Source organism: Pseudomonas sp. ERMR1:02, assembly GCF_002277815.1.
GTDB lineage: Bacteria > Pseudomonadota > Gammaproteobacteria > Pseudomonadales > Pseudomonadaceae > Aquipseudomonas.
This window is the reverse complement of record NZ_NKJI01000007.1, coordinates 50867-71025: the sequence shown is the minus strand read 5'-3', so window position 1 is coordinate 71025 and position 20159 is coordinate 50867. Positions and strand designations below refer to the sequence as shown.

At 59.7% G+C, this 20159-nt stretch carries 18 protein-coding genes and 2 pseudogenes; 2 read left to right on the top strand and 18 right to left on the bottom strand.

All coding sequences use genetic code 11. From position 1 onward, the window contains the following. Positions 1 to 207: 207 nt before the first annotated feature. From dgoD to CES87_RS15005, 4 genes are all read right to left on the bottom strand, one after another. Positions 208 to 1356: a galactonate dehydratase gene (dgoD, locus tag CES87_RS15020; RefSeq protein WP_007903915.1), complete on the bottom strand. Its 1149-nt coding sequence runs from the start codon at positions 1354 to 1356 to the stop codon at positions 208 to 210. Between the two features lie 62 nt (positions 1357 to 1418). Continuing rightward, positions 1419 to 2039 carry a 2-dehydro-3-deoxy-6-phosphogalactonate aldolase gene (locus CES87_RS15015; protein WP_128606719.1) on the bottom strand — a complete coding sequence of 207 codons (621 nt, stop codon included), beginning with the start codon at positions 2037 to 2039 and terminating at the stop codon, positions 1419 to 1421. Between the two features lie 19 nt (positions 2040 to 2058). After that, entirely contained in the window at positions 2059 to 3051 is a 993-nt protein-coding gene (locus CES87_RS15010; RefSeq protein ID WP_128606718.1) for a 2-dehydro-3-deoxygalactonokinase, read from the bottom strand. A 210-nt stretch (positions 3052 to 3261) separates the two neighbouring features. Further along, entirely contained in the window at positions 3262 to 3744 is a 483-nt protein-coding gene (locus CES87_RS15005; protein ID WP_128606717.1) for a GNAT family N-acetyltransferase, read from the bottom strand. Between the two features lie 284 nt (positions 3745 to 4028). On the opposite strand from CES87_RS15005, the gene CES87_RS15000 reads away from it, so the two are divergent. Both CES87_RS15000 and CES87_RS33125 read left to right on the top strand, forming a co-directional pair. After that, on the top strand, positions 4029 to 5348 hold the full coding sequence (locus tag CES87_RS15000) for an MFS transporter (protein ID WP_256590925.1): 1320 nt from the start codon (positions 4029 to 4031) through the stop codon (positions 5346 to 5348). Positions 5349 to 5419: 71 nt separating this feature from the next. Continuing rightward, positions 5420 to 5566: a hypothetical protein gene (locus tag CES87_RS33125; protein WP_256590924.1), complete on the top strand. Its 147-nt coding sequence runs from the start codon at positions 5420 to 5422 to the stop codon at positions 5564 to 5566. A 121-nt stretch (positions 5567 to 5687) separates the two neighbouring features. On the opposite strand, the gene CES87_RS14990 is transcribed toward CES87_RS33125, so the two are convergent. The 14 genes and pseudogenes from CES87_RS14990 to CES87_RS14925 all read right to left on the bottom strand — a co-directional run bounded on the left by CES87_RS14990 (position 5688) and on the right by CES87_RS14925 (position 20069). Further along, positions 5688 to 6617 (bottom strand): PfkB family carbohydrate kinase, encoded by a 930-nt coding sequence (locus CES87_RS14990; RefSeq protein ID WP_128606716.1) that lies wholly within the window; start codon positions 6615 to 6617, stop codon positions 5688 to 5690. Then, positions 6610 to 8076 (bottom strand): cytosine permease, encoded by a 1467-nt coding sequence (locus CES87_RS14985; RefSeq protein WP_128606715.1) that lies wholly within the window; start codon positions 8074 to 8076, stop codon positions 6610 to 6612. Before CES87_RS14985 ends, CES87_RS14990 begins: the two co-directional genes overlap by 8 nt. Before the next feature lie 205 nt (positions 8077 to 8281). Continuing rightward, a pseudogene (locus CES87_RS14980) lies at positions 8282 to 9279 on the bottom strand (ADP-ribosylglycohydrolase family protein). Continuing rightward, positions 9276 to 9989 carry a GntR family transcriptional regulator gene (locus CES87_RS14975; protein WP_128606714.1) on the bottom strand — a complete coding sequence of 238 codons (714 nt, stop codon included), beginning with the start codon at positions 9987 to 9989 and terminating at the stop codon, positions 9276 to 9278. Before CES87_RS14975 ends, CES87_RS14980 begins: the two are co-directional and overlap by 4 nt. A gap of 190 nt (positions 9990 to 10179) precedes the next feature. After that, positions 10180 to 11148, bottom strand: coding sequence for an L-arabinose ABC transporter permease AraH (gene araH, locus CES87_RS14970; protein ID WP_128606873.1), 969 nt, complete (start codon positions 11146 to 11148; stop codon positions 10180 to 10182). 12 nt (positions 11149 to 11160) lie between these two features. Continuing rightward, entirely contained in the window at positions 11161 to 12708 is a 1548-nt protein-coding gene (gene araG, locus CES87_RS14965; protein WP_128606713.1) for an L-arabinose ABC transporter ATP-binding protein AraG, read from the bottom strand. Positions 12709 to 12772: 64 nt separating this feature from the next. Continuing rightward, complete coding sequence (locus tag CES87_RS14960; protein WP_128606712.1) at positions 12773 to 13777, bottom strand: substrate-binding domain-containing protein; 1005 nt, start codon at positions 13775 to 13777, stop codon at positions 12773 to 12775. A 142-nt stretch (positions 13778 to 13919) separates the two neighbouring features. Further along, entirely contained in the window at positions 13920 to 14738 is an 819-nt protein-coding gene (locus CES87_RS14955) for an SDR family oxidoreductase (RefSeq protein ID WP_128606711.1), read from the bottom strand. 286 nt (positions 14739 to 15024) lie between these two features. Next, positions 15025 to 15900 carry an SMP-30/gluconolactonase/LRE family protein gene (locus tag CES87_RS14950; RefSeq protein ID WP_128606710.1) on the bottom strand — a complete coding sequence of 292 codons (876 nt, stop codon included), beginning with the start codon at positions 15898 to 15900 and terminating at the stop codon, positions 15025 to 15027. A gap of 123 nt (positions 15901 to 16023) precedes the next feature. Further along, positions 16024 to 16740, bottom strand: coding sequence for a FadR/GntR family transcriptional regulator (locus CES87_RS14945; RefSeq protein ID WP_128606709.1), 717 nt, complete (start codon positions 16738 to 16740; stop codon positions 16024 to 16026). 205 nt (positions 16741 to 16945) lie between these two features. Continuing rightward, a pseudogene (locus tag CES87_RS14940) lies at positions 16946 to 17505 on the bottom strand (DUF1285 domain-containing protein). Positions 17506 to 17520: 15 nt separating this feature from the next. Further along, a complete protein-coding gene (locus CES87_RS14935) occupies positions 17521 to 18129 on the bottom strand; it encodes a DUF4823 domain-containing protein (RefSeq protein WP_128606708.1) in 609 nt (202 codons plus the stop codon). Between the two features lie 194 nt (positions 18130 to 18323). Further along, on the bottom strand, positions 18324 to 19292 hold the full coding sequence (locus CES87_RS14930; protein WP_128606707.1) for a GTP 3',8-cyclase MoaA: 969 nt from the start codon (positions 19290 to 19292) through the stop codon (positions 18324 to 18326). 138 nt (positions 19293 to 19430) lie between these two features. Beyond that, positions 19431 to 20069 carry a TetR/AcrR family transcriptional regulator gene (locus CES87_RS14925; protein ID WP_034149949.1) on the bottom strand — a complete coding sequence of 213 codons (639 nt, stop codon included), beginning with the start codon at positions 20067 to 20069 and terminating at the stop codon, positions 19431 to 19433. Positions 20070 to 20159: the final 90 nt, after the last annotated feature.

The following is a 20159-nucleotide window of genomic DNA, read 5'->3' as shown; positions in this document are numbered from 1 at the left end:
GATACGCTCGACCTTATCCACCAGCAATATGTAGGAAAGCGCCCCCATCAATGCCAGAACCGAGATGTGATCTCCCTGCCAATGGAGATCGAGTGTGGGAGCGGGCTTGCTCGCGAATGCGTTGTGTCAGGCGACATTAATGTTGAATGAACGACCGCTTTCGCGAGCAGCCCGCTCCCACATTGGAACTGCGATATCAGATAGAACTCACCACTCTGCAAAACTGCCATCGGCATGGCGCCAGATCGGGTTGCGCCAGCGGTGGCCGACGGCCGCACGTTCGATCACGTACTCCTCGTTGATCTCGATACCCAGGCCCGGGCCATTCGGGATTTTCACGAAGCCTTTGTCGTAGTCGAACACCCGCGGGTCTTTCACGTAATCGAGCAGGTCGTTGCTTTCGTTGTAATGGATACCCAGGCTCTGCTCCTGGATGAACGCGTTGTAGCAGACCGCGTCCAGTTGCAGGCACGCCGCCAATGCAATCGGGCCCAAGGGGCAATGCAGCGCCAGCGCCACGTCGTAGGCTTCGGCCATGTTGGCAATCTTGCGGGTTTCGGTGATGCCGCCGGCGTGGGACGCGTCGGGCTGGATGATGTCGACGTAGCCTTCGCTGAGCACACGCTTGAAATCCCAGCGCGAGAACAGGCGCTCACCGAGGGCGATCGGCGTGCTGGTCAGCGGCGCCAGTTCCTTCAGCGCTTCATAGTTTTCGCTGAGCACCGGCTCTTCGATGAACATCAGTTTGTACGGGTCGAGTTCCTTCATCAGTACCTTGGCCATTGGCTTGTGCACCCGGCCATGGAAGTCCACGCCAATGCCGACGTTGGGGCCCACCGCATCACGCACGGCCGCGACGTTGGCCAGGGCCAGGTCGACTTTTTCGAAAGAATCGAGGAACTGCAATTCCTCGGTGCCGTTCATTTTCACCGCGGTGAAACCACGGCTGACCGCTTCTTTCGCCGCCCGTGCGGTATCTGCCGGACGGTCGCCGCCGATCCACGAATACACGCGAATCTTGTCCCGCACCTGGCCGCCCAGCAGGTCACTGACCGACACACCCAACGCCTTGCCCTTGATGTCCCACAACGCCTGGTCGATACCGGCCAGGGCGCTCATATGAATTGCGCCGCCGCGATAGAAGCCGCCGCGGTACAGCACGGTCCAGATGTCTTCGATGTTGCGTGGGTCTTTGCCGATCAGGTAGTCGGACAATTCTTCAACGGCGGCGGCAACGGTGTGAGCGCGGCCTTCGACCACGGGCTCGCCCCAGCCGGTGACTCCTTCATCGGTCTCGACCTTGAGGAAGCACCAACGCGGTGGAACGATGAAAGTGGTCAGTTTGGTGATTTTCATCTGTGCTCTCTTTTTATCAATGCAGCTCTTGATAGATGCAGCACTCGCAACGCCAAGAAGTCTTAGCGAAGGGCTTTCCAGGCAGCGACATAGGCCTTGGCATTGGCCGCCACTTGCTCAGGTGTCATGCCCGGTTTGAACAGGCCGGAACCGAGGCCAAAGCCTTTGACGCCAGCGTCGATAAACACCTGCATGTTGTCCGGCGTGATGCCGCCGACCGGCGCCAGAATCGTTCCCGCCGGCAGCACCGCCAACCAGGCTTTGACGACCGCCGGGCCCATCTGCTCGGCCGGGAACATCTTCAGTACGTCCGCGCCTTCGGCCAGTGCGGCGAAGGCTTCGGTCAGCGTGGCGACACCGGGTGACAGGTACAGACCGGCCGCTTTCGCCGCGCGCAATACCTTGGCATCGCTGTGGGGCATGACGATCACCTGACCACCCGCCGCCTTCACTTGCTCGACCTGCTCCGGCGTCAGCACGGTGCCCGCGCCGATCAGGCAATCGGCGGGCAAGGTACTGCGCAGGATGCGGATACTTTCGTACGGCTCAGGGGAATTGAGCGGCACTTCGATGACGCGAAATCCGGCCGCGTACAGGACGTCTCCGATAGCGGCTGCTTCTTGCGGACGCAGGCCGCGCAGAATCGCGATCAGACCGTTTTGCGCCAGTGCTTGTTTGAGCATGTCAGGACTCCAGTCAGGTTTAACGGGATGAGGTTGCGGCAATCAGTCCGGCGGCGACCGCCAGTTGCCATAACCCGCGTTCGGTGGCCTGCTCGGCCAGGGTTACCCGGGCAAAACCGCAGGCGTCGAGCGCCCGGCTGTAACGGCTGCACAGTTGGGAATTGCCGATCAGAATGATCGAAGGCAGGTGCACGCTGTTGCGTCGACGTCGCTGAACGTTGGCCAGGGCCGACAGTTCATGGCCAATCAACAGACCAGACAGATAATCCACCTGAGCCGTTGCGCTCAGTTCACCGGTCAGCCCCAGGCTGCGGGCACTGAACAGGGTCGACAGCACGCCGATTTCACCGTCCGCGGACAACGCGACCTGCACGCCACGATCAAAGGCTTGGCCATCGAACGAGCCTGCGCGCTGCTGGGTACGCCCCAGAATGCTGTGTTCGCTGAGTACGGCGAAGACTTCGCCGGTCATGAAGGTATCGAAATGCACGATGCAGCCGTCAGTCACTTCGACCCATTTCGAATGGCTGCCCGGCAGGCCGATCAATACATCAGCGCCCGCCTCGCTCGACAGATTTTGCATGACACCGAGGACCTGGGTTTCTTCGCCACGCATCACATTGGGCAGATGCGAACGTTGAATCACCCCCGGCACGATGTGCACATCGACACCACGAAGACTGCGGATCTTTTGTAGGGAAGTTCCGAGATCGGCGACGTTCGCCGGTGTGTCGCGGTAGGCCGCTTCGCGCCAGCCCTGGGCGCTGCCGACCATGCCGCAGGCAATCACTGGCAAGTCGGGCTGGGTGTCGAGCCAGTCACCGCAGGCTTCATCGAAGGCCAGTTCAAATCCGTCGACGCATTCCTGTCCGGCGATGATTCGCGGCGCCTTGGGCAACTGCATGATCCCCGACGACAGCGATCGCTGTTCGAGCACCTGGCCACCCGCGGCAAGTTTGTAAGCACGTAATGAGGTTGTCCCCCAATCGAGCGCGATCAATTGCGCCAGCATCGCTTCACCTGTTCTGTTTTTTGGCAGTGAGTGAGGCGGACTATAAACCTTGACGGGGAAAAATCTCAATATATAAATATCACTCCCACATGTTGGGATTTTTTTGCATTTGAACAAAAAAAGATCGCAGCCTTCGGCAGCTCCTACAGGATCGGGTTTACACGCGAACGCTGTAGGAGCTGCCGAAGGCTGCGATCTTTTCAGAAGCGATCAGTTACCTTCGGCGAACTCGCGCAATACCTTCCCATCCATCCGATAACGAACCCACTCTTCCTGCGGTTGCGCACCCAGGGATTTGTAGAAGTCGATGGCCGGTGTGTTCCACTCCAGCACGCTCCATTCGAAGCGCCCGCAGTCATTGGCGCAGGCGATTTTTGCCAGATGCCGCAGCAAGGTTTTACCCGCACCGCCGCCGCGCTGTTCGGGCGTGATGTATAGATCTTCGAGGTACAGGCAGTTGCTGCCAAGCCATGTGGAATAACTGAAGAAGAACACCGCGAAGCCAATTGCCACGCCATCGCGCAGGCAGACCAGGCCGTGGGCGGTGGCGCCTTCGCTGAACAGGCTGCGCTCAATGTCGGTAACGCTGGCGATGACTTCATGGCGAGCACGTTCGTAGTCGGCCAGTTCAGTGATGAACGCGAGAATTTGCGGGGCATCACTGGGGGTCGCCGGGCGGATTTCGATCGTCATGGACGTGCCTTGTCAGGAGTTGAAAACGCCATACTAAGTCGGCGCGGCACCTGTGGCGAGTGGATCTCCTTGTAGGAGCGAGCCTGCTCGCGATGGACGTCAACGATTACGTTTGCGGTCTGAATAAACGCGGTGTCCTTGCGTTTTTCGCGAGCAGGCTCGCTCCTACAGGGGTTCTTACTCCGGCCCGCGCTAACCCTGAAATCGTGAACCGCGGACCTAACATAGACGCATTGCGTGATAGATAGATGACCTGCGCATTTATCAGGTCAAGGAACCGCGTCATGTCTACCGCAACACCTCCAGTCTCCGGCAAGTTGTTCGGTCTGTTTTGCCTGGCCAGTTACCTGCTCTCGCTGTCCTACGGATCGACCTTTCTGCTGTCGCTGCTGATCGGCTCGCGCGGGGGCAATGAGCATGATGCCGGCAGTGTGATCTCAGCTGCGATGCTCAGTACTTTTGTCGCGGTCATTGTCTCCGGTCACCTGTCCGACCTGCTCGGCGCGGCCCGTTCGGTGGCGCTGTTCGGCATCCTGCTGGTGGCCGCCAGCCTGGGCTTCGCGGTGACGCCGGGCTTCGGCAATCTATTGATGTTTTTCGGGTTGCTGCTGGGTCTGGGCTGGGGCGTGTTCTACACCCTCGGGCCGATTATCGTTGCGAGCCTGGTCACCCCGACGCAGCGCGCCAAGTACTTTGCCTTGCTGTCGGGCAGCATGATGACCGGGATCGGCAGCGGTCCATTGCTGGGTCGCGCCGCGAACGCGCTGGGCTATCCGGTGACGACGGCGTTTTATGTCGCAGCAACGGCCAGCCTGATCGGGGTGTTGCTGTTCTGGCGGCTGGATCGGCACCTGAAAACCGCGTCGGTGCAATCGGCTGCCGTGTCGCGAATTTCCTGGCGTGCGGCGGCGCAGGTGCTGTCGTCCAGAGCGGTACTGCCGATCATCATGGTCGGCCTCGGTGGTTGTGTTTTCGGTGGCCTGTCGAGTTTCCAGACCAGCTATGCCGCAGCTCGCTCGCTCGACTATTCACTGTTCTTCCTCGGTTTCATGAGTGCCGCGATCAGCAGTCGCATGCTGATCGCCAGCATTGTCGTCAAGCGCGATCCCTTGCGCGCGTCGTGCCTGCTGTCGGGATTGATGATGGGCTCGATCCTGATGTTCGGCTTCGTAGTCGACGACGGCTTCAGCTACCTGCTAGCGGCGGTGATGCTTGGGATTGGTTATGGGCTGACTTATTCGGTTATCAACGCCCTGGCCGCCAATGAAGCGCCGGTCGGCACCACCGCACAATCCTTGTTGCTGTTCAGCCTGTCGTACTTCATCGGCGTGTTTGGCTTTCCGCTGCTCGCCGGAAAAATCATTGTCGAGCTCGGGATGTCGACACTGTTGCGCACGGTGTTGGCGGTCGCTTCGATCAACTGGCTGATCACCGTGGGTCGCCTTATCTGGCGCCGGGTTGCCACTGCAGGACGTTGCAACGGGTCTGAACCGTTCGTCGTTCATCAGGCACCAAATCGACGCGGGGTGGACCAACGCAGCACTACCCATCGTAATGAAGAGGTACCCATGAACGTCGATAAAACCTGGAAAAAGAAGTCCTGACCCGCCTGTTGCACGCCCACCCGAATGGGCTGGGCAAGGAGGTCCTGGACAATTACCGGGGAGAGAAAGTCGTGGCCAGCACCCTCGCCACGTTGCAGGAACGCGGGCTGATCCAGCACGGTCATGTGCTGTGCAATGAAGATGGAGAACACTCGCTGAATTTGCCGATCAAGCACAGTGCTGCGGGGGTTGAGGCGGCGCGCAAGCTGGATGTTTAATTGCCAGGTGGATTAAGCCTGAATCTATTGTCGAATTTGAAGGCCTCATCGCGGGCAAGCCCGCTCCCACAGGGTTTAGGTGATCCCTGTGGGAGCGTGGCTTGCCCGCGATGGCGGTTGATCAGGCGCTGCAGGACTTGCTGATCAACTCATCCACTTCAGCAGCCCCAGGCGAAGTCGCCGGCCCCCAGCGTGTTACCGCCAAAGCCGCCGCTGCATTGGCCCGACGCGCCGCGTCAAACGCCGACAACCCCTGCGCCAATCCCGCAACAAACACCCCGGCATGGGCATCGCCGGCGCCATTGCTGTCCACCGCTTCGACCTTGAACCCCGGCACATGCCGACGCTCCGCGCCCTGACTGATCCAGCAACCTTGCGGCCCGTCACGCACAACCACCAACACCCTCGCAGGTAGATGTTCGGCCAGGCGTTCCAACGCTTCACCAATATCCGATGCCCCGGTAAACCACAGCGCCTCGACGCTGTTGCTGCTCCATAGATCAATGCGCGGCAACAAGGCCTTCATCAACGGCGCATCCGGCGAATCCACCAATGGTCCCGGGTCGAACACCACGTTGATTCCGTCCGGCAACGCCAACACCCAGTCCACCAGCGCCTGCGCCTTGCCGACATGCAGCAGGCTGTAGCCGCTGACGCAGACATAATCACCCGCCTCGGCCGGCACACTGGCCAGATCTTCGGCAGTCAATTCGCCTTCGGCACCGATGTAGGAAACGAAACTGCGCTCGGCCGAGGCGTCCGTGATCGCCACGCACAAGCCGGTATCGCGTTCGGCGCGGTGGGCTATGCCGATGCGGATGCCTTCGGCGTTCATCGCCTCACGGGCCAGGTCGCCGAAACGCCCGGTACCGTGGCGACCGAGGTAGACCACCGGCAAGCCGTTACGCTGCGCGGCGGCCATCACGTTGAAGCCGCCACCGGCTTCGAAACTGGCCGATTGCGCCAGCGCATCGCCACCCGCTTGCGGCAATTGATCCACGGCCATGACCAGATCGATGATGACCTGACCGGTGTACAGCAATCTAGGCATGAGCATTCTCGACCAGCGCGGCACGACGATCCTTCGCCCCGCCGAGTACAAAGTAAAGGCCACCGGCGACCACAAAGGTGACGATCCAGCCGAGGCCGTTATGTCCCAACCAGGAGTCGGACAGGAAGCCCTTGAACCAGACGTTTTGCGCTGTGGTACCGATGGTGGTGAAGCTGAAACCAAGCACGATCGCCAGCGCCCAGGCACCGAACGCGCGCCATTCGACGCCGCCGTGATACCAGTAGGTGCTGCTCGGGCTGACGTCCAGCAGGTCCTTGGGGCTGTAGTAGTGACGGTGAATCAGGTCGACTACGAAGATCGCGACCCACGCAGTGATCGGCACCGCCAGCAGGGAAATGAAGGTAATGAACGGGCCGTAAAAGCTGTCGGCGATCAGCATGAAGTAAATGGAACCGGCGAAAATCGCGACGATGTCGACCACCACGGCGTAGACGCGCTTGACCTTCAGGCCCAGGGTCAAGGTGGTCAGGCCGGCGGAGTACACCGACAGGTTGTTCGACAGCAGCAGGCCACCGAACGCGGTAATCAGGTACGGCACGGCCATCCACGTCGGCAGCATGTCGCGGATGGCGATGATCGGGTCAGTAGCCTGTGCCAGGTCGTTGTTGCCCACCGACAGCAGGCCGCCGAGGGTGATCAGCAGTACCAGCGGAATCCCCGCGCCGAATGCCGCTGACGCTACCAGGCGCACAGCCTTGACGCTGCGGTGCTGATAGCGCGACATGTCCGCCCCGGCGTTGGCCCAACCGATGCCGGTGCCGGCCGCCATGGTACCGATGCCGATGAGCATCGCGCTCATCGGTGCAGGCGTGGCGTTGAACACCGCGCTCCAGTCGATGGTGGCGCAGAGGAAGCCGCCGACCAGAATGTTCAGCGCGCCGAACACGTACGTCGCCCACTTCTGGATTACCAGCAATGTGGCGTGCCCAAGGCCGGACACCGACAAGGTCAACAGCACGAAAATCGCGATGAACAGCAGCGTCAACAGTGGTGCGCTTTTCGCTTCCACCGGCGAGCCGAACAGGATCGAGCACAGCGACAGCAGCACGAACGCGGCGGTGGTGGTGTTGACGGTTTCCCAGCCCAGGCGCGACACCAGCGACACCAGCGTCGGGCCGATATTACCGCGCACACCGAAGATGGCGCGTGACAGGGTCAGGCTCGGCGCACGACCACGGCGACCGGCGATAGAGATGATCCCGACCACCGCGAAAGAACCGGCGGCACCGACGATCGCGACGATGATCGCCTGCCAGATCGCCAATCCGCGAAAGGCCACGAGGGTCGCGCCCAGCGGCAGGCCGAGAATGGAGATGTTGGCAGCGAACCAGACCCAGAACAGCTGCAACGGATGACCATTGCACTCGGCCTCCGGCACCGGTTCGATGCCGCGGGTTTCCAATTGCCCGGCGTTCTGCCCGGCGTTCGATGAACTCATGAAAATGCTCCTGTTGCCATTTTTGTGGTTGTGGGCAATTAGGGAAATCGACTCAACATCCCGGCCTTCCTGGCCGCGTTGGTGCGTTCCATTGCGGGTTATCAATTTAAAATCGGCAGTGCGCCCTTCGCGGGCAAGCCTCGCTCCTACGGGTACGGTGTTGCCCTTGTAGGAGCGAGGCTTGCCCGCGAAGGCGTCGGCACAGTCAACGCAAAGCCAACAGCCCCTGCACCAGCGGCTCAAGCTCCAGATGATTGACGGTTTTGACCTTCTCGATCAACGCCACCGGCCAACACTCAAGCCCAGACAAGCCCCAAGCATCGCACCCAGAATCGCCGCGATGGTATCGGTGTCGCCACCCAGACTCGCCGCCATGCAGAGCGCATCGAAGGCATTCATTTCGCCGATGGCCACTTGCTGGGCCAGGGCAAACGACACCACCACTGACTCTTGCGAAGCCACCGAGGTACCGATCACGTCGTACAGCAAATCGGCGAGCAATGCCTTGTCGCTGTCAACACTGATGGTCCTTGCCCAGCTTATTCGTGATGCGATGCGCCCACCGGCAACCCAGTGGCCATGGCTTTGCGCTTGCTGAGCGATGTACTGACCGAGGTTCAATGCCTCGCCCAGGTCCATGCCGTTGATCCCGGCCGAAACCACCGCCGCCACCGCCGCCGCGCTGGAAATGCCCAACGTGGTGTTGTGGGTGACCTGACAGGCCTGCACCACGGCGTCGATGAAGTGCTCGGGATTGGCCACATCCGCGGCAATCCCGACCGGTGTGATGCGCATCGCCGCGCCATTGGTAGTGCCGTAGCGCCCCGCCTCTTGCGCCGAATGACCGGCGAGGATCATCTCGATGGCGCGTTTGGTTGAAGGGCCGAGCAGATCCTGCGAGCCCTTGGCCTGCATCTCAACTTCCCAATCGATCAAGCGTTGGGCGAGCAGTGCAGGTTCGATCCGACCCTTGCCGTCGAGTAACAACTGACCGACCAGGATCGCCTGTTCGGTGTCGTCAGTGATCGAACCCTTGGGCATGTTGGCGGCAATCGGCTGATCGGGGCCTGCGTCTTGCAGGTCGATGATTTCACCGAAGCGCGCCTTGATTTCATCGCGGCTCAGGGATTGGGTCGGCATGCCCAGCGCATCGCCCAGGGCCAGGCCGTAGAACGCGCCCAGGGCACGATTGAGCGCAGTCATTTCACCGTTCCAAATTGCAGGTGCATACGGAAATGCACCGGATCGAGCAAGCTTTCCACTTGCTCCATGAAGCGGTTTTGCCGGTCGTAGGTGGTGCGCAAGGCCTTGAGGAATACCGTGCCCACTGGACGCCCCAGCAGGTTGGCGTCTTCGGCATTCAGCGGTTCGGCGCCGATCCATTGATCGCCGCGTTCACCGATATAGCCATAGGCGGCCAGGGTGATTGTCAGGGAGTTATCGATCAAACCGACCCGCGGCAGGCCTTCCAGACCTCCGGTGGCGGGCATCAATGATCGTTCGAGGGAGACCAGCGTACCGTCATTGGAACGGCGGCGACGGTCGAGGGTGATGAATTGGTCGGTGCCGAAGCGCGGCAACAGGTCAGGACGAGTCACCGCCTCCAGACGTAGCACTTCGGTATTGACCAGCGCGCCGCTGTCGGCCAGGGCCTGGGCCCAACCGTTGCGTTGGTCGAGTGCCACACCGTCGAAGGTGACAATGGAACCGACTCCGCTTTGCGTCGCGATGTAGTTGCGCCGTTTCAATTCGGCCAGGGCTTCACGCAAAGTACCTCGGCTGACTTTGAATTCTTGAGCCAATTGATGCTCGCCCGGCAGATGAAAGCCGTCTTCCATGAGACCACTTTCAATACGCCGGATGAGTTCGTCGACCACCTGTTGTTTCTTGTCGAATCGTACCTGTCTAATCATGTACAAATTGATAACCGAAACGAGTTGGGGCGGGCAAGGGAATTTTGAGGGAGAAGACGCAAGGGAACGATCAGTTAACGAGGTGAGTCAGGTATACCGCCTTCGCGGGCAAGCCTCGCTCCTACAGAGGTCATATCACCTGTAGGAGCGAGGCTTGCCCGCGAAGGCGTCTGTAAGGATGGTAGAAATTTCAGCGTTGCTTGAGGCGATCGATGACCACAGCCAGCAACAAAATCGACCCACGAATCACGTACTGGTAGAAGGTATCGATGTTCTTCAGGTTCATCGCATTCTCGATGATCGCCAGAATCAACACCCCGGCAATCACGTGCCGAATCATGCCGATCCCGCCACTGAGTGAAACACCGCCCAACACGCAGGCCGAAATCACCGTCAGCTCGAAACCCTGGCCGATCATGGGCTGACCGGATGTCATGCGTGACGCCAGGATCACCCCGGCCAGCGCACCAATTACCCCGTGTACAGCGAAGATGATGATCTTGGTCCGGTCAACGTTGACCCCCGCCAGCAGCGCCGCTTCCTGGTTACCACCGATGGCCATGGTGTTACGCCCGTACGTGGTGTAATTGAGCAGCCAGCCGAAGAACAGGAAGCAGACGATGGTGATCAGGATCGGCACCGGCACGCCGAACAATTGGCCATTGCCGAACACGAAAAACGACTCCTGGGACACGCCCACCGCTTTGCCGTTGGCGAAGATGTAAGCCAGACCGCGCACGATCTGCATGGTCGCCAATGTGGTGATCAACGCATTGACCCGCAGCTTGGCGATCACGATGCCGTTGATCAGGCCGACGATCAGTCCCATTACCAGTGCCGCGCAGACGCCGAGGAACACGCTGTTGGTGTCGCGCATCACCACCGCCGCAACCACCCCGGCGCAGGCAATCACCGAGCCTACCGACAAGTCGAAATGCCCGGACGCCAGGCAATACAACATGGTGCACGCGGCAATCCCGGTGGTGGAAATCGCCAGCCCCAGGCCGCGCATGTTCAGCGGCGATAGGAAGTTGTCGATCAGCAACGTGCAGAGCACGAAGATGCCGACGGCTGCCAGCAGCATCACCCAGTCATCCAGGAAGCGTCGCAGGTCCAGGGGTTTGCGCGCAGTCGGCAGGGTTTCGTTTTGGGTTGTCATCATAGTCACCTCTCAGTTCGCCACGCCGTCAGCGCGTTGGCGCGGCAAAGCCAGTTGCAGCAGGTTGGATTCATTGGCCTGTTCGCGGCTCAGTTCGCCGCGCATCGCGCCTTCGCACAGCACCAGGATGCGGTCGGAGATGCCCATCACTTCCATCAGATCGCTGGACACCACGATCACTGCGATGCCGCTGGCGGCCAGGTTGTGGATGATCTGGTAGATCTCGGCCTTGGCGCCGATGTCGATGCCGCGAGTAGGCTCGTCGAGCAGCAGGACTTTCATCGGCATCGATAGCCAGCGACCGAGAATGGCCTTCTGCTGATTGCCGCCGGACAGGAACTTGATTTGTTGCCCGGCGTGGGGCGTTTTCACCTTCAGCGCCTTGATCTGCTTGTCGGCGTTGTCCTTCTCCCACAGGCCACGGATCAGGCAACCGAACGAGGAATGGGCACCACGGGCGCTGATGTTGATGTTCTCGGCGACGCTGGCCAGCGGGATAATGCCCTCCTTCTTGCGATCTTCCGGGCACAGCAGAATGCCGGCGTCGATGGCATCGCGGGGTGAGCGCAGTTTCAGTTCATGGCCGCGTAGTTCCAGGCGTCCGGCGGTGTTGCGCGCAAGCCCGCTGAGCAGGCGAAACAGCTCCGTGCGCCCGGCGCCGACCAGGCCGAACAACCCGAGAATCTCACCTTTGTGCGCCTCGAAGCTCACCGGTTCGCGCAAGCCAGGGCCGAGCAGGCCGTCGACCTTCAACGCCACCGCACCGCGCTGGCGAGGCCGGTAATCGTAGATGTCCTGGATGTCGCGGCCGACCATGCACGTGACCAGTTGATCGTGGGTCAACTCGCTCATGTCCTCGAAGGTGCGCACGTAACGACCGTCCTTGAACACCGTCACCGCGTTGCAGATGCGGAACACTTCTTCCATGCGATGGGAGACGTACAGCACTACTTTGCCCTCGTCGCGCAGACGACCGATGATCGCCATCAAGCGATCGATCTCCCGCGCCGATAGGCTGCTGGTGGGTTCGTCGAAGGCAATCACATGGGCGCCACGGGACAAGGCCTTGGCAATTTCCACCAGTTGCCGCTGCCCCAGGGACAATCGCCCGACCTTCTGCTGCGGATCGATTTCGTCAGCCAGGCCCTTGAGGCAGGCCAAAGCTTGCCGACGCAAGGTGCGACGATTGATCAGGCCGAAACTGGCTGGCAAATGGCCGAGGAACAGGTTTTCCGCCACGGTCATTTCCGGCACTAGGTGCAGCTCTTGATGGATCACTGCAACGCCGCTGCCGATGCTGTCGGCGGTGGACTTGAAGACCTGCTTCTGTTCGCCGATCTGCAGGTCGCCGCTGCTCGGTGTGTAGGCGCCGCCGAGGATCTTCAGCAAGGTCGACTTGCCGGCGCCGTTCTCGCCCATCAAGGCATGAACCTGCCCCGGATGGGCGACGAAGTTAATGTTGTCCAGCGCTTTTACGCCGGGAAAGGTCTTGCCGATCCCGTTGAAGCGCAAGCTGCCACTGCCACTAAAAGACTGTTGTTGTACTTGTGTTTGCGCCATAACCACCTCATCACACAGATCAGGCAGCCCCGTTGCCGAAGCCGCCGATGAAATCAACCGGCCTTCAGTTCCACAGGCCGATTTTTTCCAGTTCCTGCTTGAAGTTGTCACGGGTAATCAGTGTCACGTCGTCCATGGCGGTGTATTTCGCCGGCTCTTTGCCGGTGGTGACCCACTCGTACATCATGCTGGCCGTGTTGTAGCCCTCGATGTGCGGACTAGGCAGCATCGAGCCATGGAAACCGCTGTCGGCTTTCTTCAGCTCGCCAATGGCGTCGGTGCCGTTGATGCCGATGCCGATCACGTTCGCCGCAGCGAAACCGGCGCTCTCGGTGGCGCGCACGCCGCCCAGCACGGTGTTGTCGTTCATGCCACCGATGATCAGGTTCTTCGCCGTGCCCGGCAGTTTCACCAGCGCCGAGTTGGTGGCGTCCATGCTGCCCGGCACGTCGAGGGTTTTCAGGGCCGAGAACAGGATGTGGTCCTTCGGCATGCCGGCGTCTTGCAGCGCCTTGACCGAACCGTCAGTGCGTTTCTTGCCGGTGTCGAGTTCGTTGTAGGTGTTGATCACAGCAAAGGTGTCTTTCCATTCCCAGCCGCGTTTTTTCGCTTCGCTGGCCATGGCGGAGCCCTGCTTCTGGCCGACTTCGAACGCGGCCATGCCCAGGTACGGAACGTCTTCCATGAACTTGCCGCTGGCATCGACGAAGCGGTCATCGACGGCAATCACTTTCAAACCGTTGAGCTTGGCCTTGGCCATGATCGCAGGACCAAGCGACACGTCCGGCGGGCAGATCACGAAACCCTTGGCACCGTTGGCCGCCAGGCTGTCGATCGCCGACAGGGTTTTCTCCCCATCAGGCACAGCGATCTTGATCAGGGTAAAGCCCTTCTCCTTCCCGGCCTTTTCAGCGAAGGCCCATTCGGTCTGGAACCAGGGCTCTTCAGCCTGTTTGACCAGAAAACCGATTTTCACTTCCTCAGCCGCCAGCAGCGTGCTGCTCAGGCTGACCGCACTGACCGCCAAAGCGGCACAGCACAGGGAACGGATTGCATGACGACGATTCATAAGCTAACTCCTTGTTATTTTTTTTGAGCATTCTTTGAAAGCGTTCTTGGTAAACCAATGGGCGGTGAAACCGTAATGCCAATAGTCATATCGTATGATGATTGGATTTCAGGCGTAATTGGGCGCCTCAAATCCCGGTCATTCAGTCGTGGTACATCACCGAACGCCCGCCATCGATGGTGATGCACGATGCGTTGATGAACGGCGCTTCATCACTCGCCAGGAACACCGCGGTCATCGCCACTTCAATCGGCTGGCCGATACGGCGCGGCGGATGCAGGTCGAATGCGCGCTGACGCTCGGCATGGGGATCGGCAAAACCGTTCCAGTAGTCGACGTTCAGTTGGGTTTCGATATAGCCCGGCGCGATGGCGTTGACGCGAATGCCCTTGGGCGCGTATTCGATGCCCAGGGCGCGGGTCAGGCCGAGCAGACCGTGCTTGGCCACCGGGTACGGGAAACAGCCCGGAATGATGTGGGTGGAATGGGTGGAGGCGATGTTGATGATGCTGCCGATACCCTGCTCGATCATCTGCGGTAAAACTGCCTTGCAACCGTACCAGGCGCCGTCGAGGTCGATGGCGAAGCAACGGTGCCAGTCGTCCTCGGTCATTTCCAGAGGATCGCGGAACACGTTGACCCCCGCGCAATTGACCAGCACGTCGATTCGCCCGTGAAGCTCGACCGCCAGTTTGGCCATGGCGTGCAGATCCTGCTGACGCGATACGTCGGCCTTGATCGCGACGACATCGGCGCCTTTGTCGCGCCAATGCGCCGCGACTTTTTCGACTTTCTCGGCCTGGATATCGCTGATGATCAGCTTGGCTTGCTGTGAGGCGAAGGTCGCCACAATCGCCTCGCCAATGCCTTGGGCGGCGCCGGTCAGCAGCACGACTTTGTTTTTCAGGCGCTCGCCCTGGGGCGGTTCGGGCACCGCAGGCAAGGAAAGAGGTTTAGCCATGGACCAGGACTCCTGTTCGAAAGCACGACGAAAACCGGATACCTGTCGATGTCCGGTCAGAAAGATTTGGGGAAGAAAAAGCAGGTAGGCGCGAAAACGTTTCAGCACAGGGACGCTCTGAAACGCTGACTCCACAAGAAAGTGCGGGGGAATATCGCTGCATCACTTCACCTGTTTTGTTTTTTTAAGTGTGAGTGCGTGTACTGAGCGTGGAACGGTGGTGCCGACTATAAACCCGGGGATCTAAAAATCTCAATATATAATTTAACATCCCATATTTAGGGATTTATCCGGCAAATCGACTACAGAGCTTTCCGGGTACATCAACGCGAATTGCCAGCACTGCCCCATCCAGCGGATGCCCGCGCGGACTTGCGGCGCTGGTGATGTACAGTGTTTTCAGGTCGGCATCGCCAAAGACACAACTGGTCGGACGGCTGATGGGCAGCTCTATCACTCGATCGACCTTGCCGTCCGGGGTCAGCTTGAGCAGGCAACTGCCGTCCCATCGGGCATTCCAGATAAAACCCTCAGCATCCATCGCGGAGCCGTCCGGACCACCGCGTCCATGGGCGCCAAACCAGGTTTGCGCCGATTCGAGGTTGCCGTCGGTGCGAATGAAATGCCGATAGAGCGTGCCATCAAGGCTGTCGCCGAAATACACGGTGGTGGCGTCATTGCTCCACAGCAGCGTATTGGGAATGCCCAGGCCACGCAGCAGTGGCGTCACTCGTGCATCATGATCAATACGGAACAGCCCGCCGGAGCGCCGCTCGATGGGCAAATCTTCGCCCTGCTCACCGATGTTGTTCTGCATGGTGCCGAGCCAAAGCCGACCGCGGGCATCGCAGCGGGCTTCATTGGCGCGGTTGCCCGGTTGCGGATCGGCGACGCAAAACAGGATCAGGCGCGGCTCAAGCCCCGGTGAATCCAGATAGAGCCGATACACGCCACTGCTCAACGTCACCAGCGCATCGCCGCTTGCGCAGGGGATGAAAGCCGACACGTGTTCAGGCATCTGCCATATCTGCACGTTGGCGCCGATCAGCCGCAGTGCTTGCTTGCCGGCGATATCCACCCAATACAGCGCCTGGGTCGGGGCATCCCAGAACGGGCCTTCGCCGAGTTGTGCACGGTGTTCGGTGACTGCGGTCCACTCCATGAAACCTCCTTTCTTATTGCTTTTATGTGTAGGAGCTAGCTTGCTAGCGATGGTGGGCCAGCTGCATTGATGTCGACTGACACTCCATCGCTAGCAAGCTAGCTCCTACAAGGATCGTGGTTGTCAGCCAGTTTTTTTGTCGGCCATGACCTGCGGGTAATAGCGCTTGATGGCCAGGTCGGCGTTATCGATCAGGGTCATGCAGGCCCATATACCCCGCGCGGCATCCCGGGCGGCGATGGCATCGGCCATGTCCTTGTGAATCGGCAAGGTGCGGCGCAGTTCGTCCGGGTCGGCGGCGGACACTTCGAAACACACCGCCAGCAACGCGCCAAGGGCCGGGACCATTTGTTCGATGAATTGATTGTGGCTGGCAGCGAGAATGCACTCATGGAAGAGCTGGTCGGCACGGTTGTACTCGACGCCGCTGTCCACCGCCCGCTCCAGGGCGTTATAGGCCAACAGAATCGCGTCCACCTGCGGGGCAGTCGCACGCTCGCACGCCCAGCGCACCGCCATCGGTTCGATGGTGCGGCGCAGGTCGAGTAAGTCATCGACGAAGTTTTCCGGCAAACCGCTGCGTGACAGCCAACCCACGACTTGTGGATCGAAGAGATTCCAGCGCCGCACCGGCAACACCCGAGTACCGACCTTCGGCCCAACTTCCAGCATGCCCTTGGCGACCAGGGTTTTGATGGCTTCGCGAATGACCGTGCGGCTGACGCCTAGCTGTTCGCCGAGATCGGCTTCAACCTTGAGGGTCTCGCCCGGCCTCACCTGACCGGTCGCGATCCAGCAGCCCAACCAATCGACCGTCGACGCGTGATAACTGCTGGACATGGGTACCTCAAAAGCTATTCGCTATGGAGGCCCACGCTAATCATCATACGATTGGGTGTCAATTTTATTTTCAAGGATGGCTGAGGACCAATGTGGGAGCGGCGGTGCGACGATTCGACTTGCTCGCGAAGGCCTCTGCACATTCGACATATATGCGTCAGATACACCGCTTTCGCGAGCAAGCCCGCTCCCACATTTCTATCGATTACGGTTCAAGACCGATGCGGAAGAACTCACCACCGCTCCACACCCCAACCAACGCTGCCCGTCGATCTCCCGACTCACCGCCAGCTCCACCAGCTGATAAAACACGTTGCGATGGATCAGCGCCTCGAGGTTGGTGCGCACATGCACGTAGGGCGCCGGCTCTTGGGTGGCGGAATCGATCACCACGCGAATCGGGTGCTCGGCGCCAGCCTCGGCGGTCTCATCGACGTTGGTGGTGAAGCGCAGAACTTGTCCTTCTCCCTCGCCTTCCACCTCGAGCGCGATCGCCACGAAAGGAGCGTCATCGACTTTGATGCCGACTTTCTCGACGGGGGTAATGAGGAAATAGTCATCGCCGTCACGGCGAATGATGGTGGAGAACAGCTTGACCATCGGCTTGCGTCCGATTGGCGTACCCAGGTAATACCAGGTGCCGTCGCGGGCGATGCGCATGTCGATGTCGCCGCAGAAGTCAGGGTTCCACAAGTGGACCGGTGGCAAGCCTTTGGTTTTGGGAATTTGTCCCAACAGGTCGTTGGCTTTTTGCGGGCCACTCATGGCGATCTCCTTGGATTACTGGTCGCTGAGCCCCAGCAGACTGCGAGCATATTGCTCCAGCGGCGGGCCCATCAGGTCTTCTGGTTTTTCGTCGTGGAACGTCAGTAAACCGCCACGACTCTTGATACGTGCAGTATCAATCAAATACTGGGTGCTGGTCTCGATCAACATGATCTGAATCACGCCGGTGTCGATGCCGAGGCGATCCACAGCCTCCTGATCCAGCCATTCATCCGAGTTGCCAATGCGGTCATCGGACTTGGCAAAACGGGTATAGAGCAAGTAATGGGCGCCAACAGCACGGGCTTCGCTCATGGCCTGGTCAAGGCCTTCCGGCGTGCGCGCACGGCGGACCATCGGGAAGTATTCGACAAACCCGTCAAAGGCGACTTCGGCGATCACGTTGGGGCGCGGGTAGACGGCACTGCCAGGCGGCACAAAGGCACCCTGGGCAATGTAGACGAACGAGTCCGGTTGAATGCGCAAGTTGTTCACGCGGCGGCTGTCGCTGTGATCCAGCAGGCCCGCGTCGCTCATATGGTAGCGAGTCCCTTCGGCCATATCGCTGACATTCATGCAGCCGCCGAGCGCCAAAACGGCCAGCAGCAAAACCAGGCTACGCATCCTATCCTCCAGAGGCCGGTGTCGGAAAACCGGCGAATGGCCGTGGGATGCAGCTTTTGCGCCAGCTCCAGAACGTTGTCGTCTGAGCAGGCGCCTTCGCGGGCAAGCCGCGCTCCTACAGAAATTGTGTCGATCACCAAATTGTGCCCGAACATAATCCTGTAGGAGCGTGGCTTACCCGCGAAGACGCCGGGTCAGCCGCCGATAATCTTCATGACTGTGGCGCCACCGGAGAACGCCACTTCCTGCTTGTCACCCAAGGCTTTCACCAAAAGTCTCTGCAGGGCAGGTAAGGCCTGATGACGCGGCTTGTCCAGCAAATCGCCGACATAGTGGCGGTTACTCGACGACAGACAGCCATGCAGCCATCCGGTGGAAGAAAGACGCAACCGTGAACAGGTACGGCAGAACGGCACGCTTTCGTTGGCGATCACGCCAAAATACCCCTGCCCCGGTATCTCATAGCGCACCGCCGTCGCATCCACCGGAGCACTGGCCTGTAGATACTCATAGCGCTCGCCGATCAGGCTCAGCAACTGTTGCAGGCTGACGAACTGTTGCAGGAAAGCGTTGGAGTCACTGGCCAGGTGGCCCATGCGCATCAACTCGATAAAGCGCAGCTCATAGCCGCGTTCCAGGCAGTAATCCAACAGCGGCATCACCTGATCGAGGTTCTGACCGCGCAGCGGCACCATGTTGACCTTGATCTTCATGCCAGCCGCTCGGGCCTGTTCCATGCCGTCCAGCACAGTCGCCAGATCGCCGCCACGGGCAATGCCGCGGAATGCACTCGCGTCCAGAGTATCGAGGGAAACGTTGATGCGCCGAATGCGGGCATCCACCAGCAGCGGCAGCTTTTTCGCCAGCAATTGACCGTTGGTGGTCAGGCTGATGTCCTCCAGGCCCATCTGCCCGACCGCAGTCATGAAGGTTTCGAGTTTAGGACTGACCAGCGGTTCGCCACCAGTGATACGCAAGCGCTCGATGCCCGCTGCTTCGATCAGATAGGCCACACCGCGTGCCATGGCTTCGGCCGACAGCTCATCCTGCGCAGCCACCAGTCGCTTGCCGTTGGGCACGCAGTAGGTACAGGCGTAGTTGCAGGCTGAGGTCAGGCTGACTCGCAAATTGCGAAATCGCCTGCCTTGACGGTCAACGATCATGATCACTCCGGCGGAAGAATATTCGGACTGCTGAAAATTGACTCACAAATCAAGTTTTAGCAAGTCCCCTGCCTGAGTATATTCCTGCGGTACTGCGCCATGCAGCGAAATCATGGCGCAATCAGGCTGCTGAATGGCTCAGCTGCTCGGGGTGTCGGTATCGCGCTTGCGCTTGTTGCCCATGCGTACGCCGATATCCATCAAGAACTGGAAGAAGCCTTCCTGATCTTCCAGCACATTGCTCCAGAATGGCGAGTGATACAGCGCCACGGCGCCGTGCACCAGAGCCCATGACGCGCAGTAGTGGAAGTATGGCGGCACGTCTTCAAGCTTGCCTTCGCTGATCCGACCCTTGATCAGCAGGGTCAGGCGTTCGAAGTTCGAGGCGCGGATCTTGTGCAGCTCTTCGATCATCTCCGGCACCTGGTTGCCCTTGACCACCTTTTCTTCCAGACGATCGAACAAGCGATAACGTTGTGGATCGCGCATGCGGAATTCGAAATAGGCGCGGGACAGGGCTTCCTTGTCCTTGTCGACGTCGGCGGAGTGCAACAGCTCATTCAAATCGCGCTCGTAGTCGAGCATCAGGCGCAGGTAGATCTCGGCCTTGGATTTGAAGTGCTTGTAGATTGTGCCTTTGCCGATACCGACGGCATCAGCAATCATCTCGACGGTGACACTGTCTTCACCTTGTTCGAGGAACAGCTTGAGCGCGGTATCGAGAATTTCTTGCTCGCGGCGACGAAACTCACGGACCTTACGAGGTTCTTTATGCATAAGAAAAGGTCTGTAGGGGTCAAAATTCGAAGCCGCGTATTATGCCTAAATTACGCAAAAATGCACGGATCATCCGACCATATCTATGTT

Bases quoted from the DNA above. Each gene is read 5' to 3' on its own strand.
- araG (WP_128606713.1), bottom strand. From the start codon at position 12,708: ATGGCGCAAACACAAGTACAACAACAGTCTTTTAGTGGCAGTGGCAGC.
- CES87_RS15015 (WP_128606719.1), bottom strand. From the start codon at position 2,039: ATGCTCAAACAAGCACTGGCGCAAAACGGTCTGATCGCGATTCTGCGC.
- CES87_RS15000 (WP_256590925.1), top strand. From the start codon at position 4,029: ATGTCTACCGCAACACCTCCAGTCTCCGGCAAGTTGTTCGGTCTGTTT.
- CES87_RS14925 (WP_034149949.1), bottom strand. From the start codon at position 20,069: ATGCATAAAGAACCTCGTAAGGTCCGTGAGTTTCGTCGCCGCGAGCAA.
- dgoD (WP_007903915.1), bottom strand. From the start codon at position 1,356: ATGAAAATCACCAAACTGACCACTTTCATCGTTCCACCGCGTTGGTGC.
- CES87_RS14930 (WP_128606707.1), bottom strand. From the start codon at position 19,292: ATGATCGTTGACCGTCAAGGCAGGCGATTTCGCAATTTGCGAGTCAGC.
- CES87_RS14960 (WP_128606712.1), bottom strand. From the start codon at position 13,777: ATGAATCGTCGTCATGCAATCCGTTCCCTGTGCTGTGCCGCTTTGGCG.
- CES87_RS14985 (WP_128606715.1), bottom strand. From the start codon at position 8,076: ATGAGTTCATCGAACGCCGGGCAGAACGCCGGGCAATTGGAAACCCGC.
- CES87_RS14935 (WP_128606708.1), bottom strand. From the start codon at position 18,129: ATGCGTAGCCTGGTTTTGCTGCTGGCCGTTTTGGCGCTCGGCGGCTGC.
- CES87_RS14955 (WP_128606711.1), bottom strand. From the start codon at position 14,738: ATGGCTAAACCTCTTTCCTTGCCTGCGGTGCCCGAACCGCCCCAGGGC.
- CES87_RS14945 (WP_128606709.1), bottom strand. From the start codon at position 16,740: ATGTCCAGCAGTTATCACGCGTCGACGGTCGATTGGTTGGGCTGCTGG.
- CES87_RS15010 (WP_128606718.1), bottom strand. From the start codon at position 3,051: ATGCTGGCGCAATTGATCGCGCTCGATTGGGGGACAACCTCATTACGT.
- CES87_RS14950 (WP_128606710.1), bottom strand. From the start codon at position 15,900: ATGGAGTGGACCGCAGTCACCGAACACCGTGCACAACTCGGCGAAGGC.
- CES87_RS14990 (WP_128606716.1), bottom strand. From the start codon at position 6,617: ATGCCTAGATTGCTGTACACCGGTCAGGTCATCATCGATCTGGTCATG.
- CES87_RS14975 (WP_128606714.1), bottom strand. From the start codon at position 9,989: ATGATTAGACAGGTACGATTCGACAAGAAACAACAGGTGGTCGACGAA.
- CES87_RS15005 (WP_128606717.1), bottom strand. From the start codon at position 3,744: ATGACGATCGAAATCCGCCCGGCGACCCCCAGTGATGCCCCGCAAATT.
- araH (WP_128606873.1), bottom strand. From the start codon at position 11,148: ATGACAACCCAAAACGAAACCCTGCCGACTGCGCGCAAACCCCTGGAC.